This window comes from Psychromonas sp. SR45-3, assembly GCF_014163575.1.
Classification (GTDB): Bacteria; Pseudomonadota; Gammaproteobacteria; order Enterobacterales; family Psychromonadaceae; genus Psychromonas; species Psychromonas arctica.
On sequence record NZ_JACJDP010000001.1, the window covers coordinates 35,335 to 37,344 of the forward strand.

Annotated in this window: 3 protein-coding genes; 2 read left to right on the plus strand and 1 reads right to left on the minus strand. The window is 37.5% G+C overall.

From position 1 onward, the window contains the following. Positions 1 to 1,000, plus strand: a 1,000-nt coding sequence (locus tag H5084_RS00175; RefSeq protein ID WP_182689152.1) for a transposase, incomplete at its 5' end; no start/stop codon positions are given. A 36-nt stretch (positions 1,001 to 1,036) separates the two neighbouring features. Further along, positions 1,037 to 1,414, plus strand: a complete 378-nt coding sequence (locus H5084_RS00180; RefSeq protein ID WP_182689153.1) for a DUF3024 domain-containing protein — start codon at positions 1,037 to 1,039, stop codon at positions 1,412 to 1,414. A 307-nt stretch (positions 1,415 to 1,721) separates the two neighbouring features. Here the strand turns inward: H5084_RS00180 and H5084_RS00185 are convergent, their stop codons facing one another. Next, a complete protein-coding gene (locus tag H5084_RS00185; RefSeq protein ID WP_182689154.1) occupies positions 1,722 to 1,907 on the minus strand; it encodes a hypothetical protein in 186 nt (61 codons plus the stop codon). Positions 1,908 to 2,010: the final 103 nt, after the last annotated feature.

The following is a 2,010-nucleotide window of genomic DNA, read 5'->3' on the forward strand; positions in this document are numbered from 1 at the left end:
TACACCCTATTACCATTGTATTTCTCGTTGTGTTCGCCGAGCTTATTTATGCGGTGAAGATAAATATACAGGTCAATCATTTGAACATCGCCGCCAATGGATGGTTGAACGCATGCATCAACTCGCATCTATTTTCAGTATTAACATTTGTGCCTATGCCATTATGTCCAATCATTACCATTTGGTATTACACATTGATGAGCAGGAAAATCAATTACTTAGTGATGAACAGGTTTGTCAGAGATGGGGATACCTATATTCAATACCAAGCTTAGTTGACCGATGGTTAAAGGAGCAAACAGTATCTATTACAGAAAATAAAGCGGCACTTAATATCATCAATGGTTGGCGTGACCGTTTAGCAGATATATCATGGTTTATGCGTTGTTTTAATGAGTTCATTGCACGCAAAGCCAACAAAGAAGATGATTGTACGGGGCGGTTCTGGGAAGGACGCTTTAAGTCACAGGCTCTATTAGATGAAGGTGCATTATTAACCTGTATGGCCTATGTCGATCTGAATCCTATTCGAGCCAAAATAGCTAAAAGTGTTGAAACATCAGAATATACTTCTGCCTATGAACGACTTCATGGTGTTGCTTTTAAAAAGGAAAATAGCACTAAAATCGCTGAAGTTTCTTTGACAAATATAAATTTTCAGAAAAAACCATTATTGGGTTTTATAGGTGATGAGCACGAACTGCAATCTTCTATAAATAGCCTGAAGGGCATTCCATTCTCACTACTTGATTATATTGAGTTGGTTGATTGGAGCGGGCGAATTTTACGAGAAGATAAAAAAGGGGCAATTCCTAGCCAACATCCTAAATTACTTAATGCATTAGGGCTTGATAGCGAAAGCTGGCTATCATTGGCGAGCAGTTTTGGTAAAGATTATCAAGGAGCAGTGGGTTCATTGGAAGAGTTGGCGATATTTGCGGAGCACACTGGTAAGCGTTGGATAGCCAGTAAAAATGAATTGCGACGAAATATGCACTAGTTTATTGAACATTACCTATCTTAAATAGAGGAACATATGGCATTCACACCTTTAGAAAGAGAAGAGATCGAGCGTTTACTATTGGATCGTCTTGCAAATCGTAAACAGCACGCGGTTAAAAAAGGATTTGATGTAGGTTATAAATTTAATAACCAAAGCATTGAATTTTTCGAGACTCATCCTAGCTCCGATCATGAGCAAGGTTTTTTTTACTTACACACCGCAAAGATCTCCTATGTGAGAACTCAGGATGTGTGGAAAATATATTGGATGAGAGGAAGTTTAAAATGGCAAGGCTATCTAAGATGCCCTGAAACAAAGAAATTCAATGAAGCATTATTTTTTGTAAATGAAGATCTAGACGAAATTTTTTGGTGTTTATCATCAATAAAAGAACAAACAGGTCCCGCTTAAAATATTACTCATATGGACTTAACACTTACCATTTTCACTTTCATTTTCATTTTCATTTTCATTTTCTTGATATTAAGCACTGTTTGCGTAAGGTACAGAGATGTACGGTCCGAACTGCTACGATTAAAAACAGTGTTTAATTTTAAGATTAAAAATGAGTGAGTTGGCATTCCCTTTGATTTTTATAGACACAGGTTCCTTTGGCTAATCAAAGGAAAGTAAGTCGCCGTAAAGGAATACCAAAGCCTACCATTAAGCTTAATGACTGGACGAGCGCAGACGAGTTATATCGAACAGCACGAAACAATCACCCCACCTTACTTTTATTACTTTGTAATTCACTTAAATGAACCAAGTTACTTTGTAACTCTTTCCATTCTTTACCCTGTTGTTTTGGTGATTGCACTTGCACACTTTGGTATAACTCAACCAACTGCCCTGCTATTGAAATAGCAACTTCCATTGGTAACTGAAAAAAGTATGGGACATCCATACATTAAAACAAACAAGTTTAGCGAGTTAATAAAGACGACATGCCGCAAAGGCGGAATACCAAAGCCTACAATGACCTTAATGGCTCAACGAGCGCAAACGAG

Coding starts and splice junctions, on each gene's coding strand:
- H5084_RS00180 (WP_182689153.1), top strand. CDS start 1,037: ATGGCATTCACACCTTTAGAAAGAGAAGAGATCGAGCGTTTACTATTG.
- H5084_RS00185 (WP_182689154.1), bottom strand. CDS start 1,907: ATGGATGTCCCATACTTTTTTCAGTTACCAATGGAAGTTGCTATTTCA.